The organism is Streptococcus suis (assembly GCF_002964045.1).
Taxonomy (GTDB): Bacteria; Bacillota; Bacilli; order Lactobacillales; family Streptococcaceae; genus Streptococcus; species Streptococcus suis_U.
Genome location: NZ_POPB01000269.1, coordinates 1 through 298 on the forward strand (window position 1 = coordinate 1; position 298 = coordinate 298).

Genomic DNA, 298 nt, shown 5'->3' on the forward strand with positions numbered 1-298 from the left:
AATGTAGAAGAGTCCGAAGGGCTCTTTTTCTACTGGCTCAAAGTTCGTTTAGGGTTGGGAATAGAAAATATTCTAATCGTATTTAAAAGCAGTTGAAATTCATGCTAAATTTTGTTACACTAGAATGAAAGATTTAAAAGGAGATATCATGAAAGAGCGAGGCTTACTCATTGTCTTTTCTGGCCCATCTGGTGTTGGAAAAGGAACAGTTCGAAAGGAAATTTTTGAAAGCTCTGATAATAAATTTGAATATTCTGTATCCATGACGACACGTCCACAGAGACCAGGAGAAGTTGAT

The 298-nt window shown here is 36.2% G+C and carries 1 pseudogene; it reads left to right on the top strand.

The annotated features are described in order from the left end of the window. Nucleotides 1–148: 148 nt before the first annotated feature. Nucleotides 149–298, top strand: a pseudogene (locus tag C1E99_RS03605) (guanylate kinase); the annotation flags it as partial.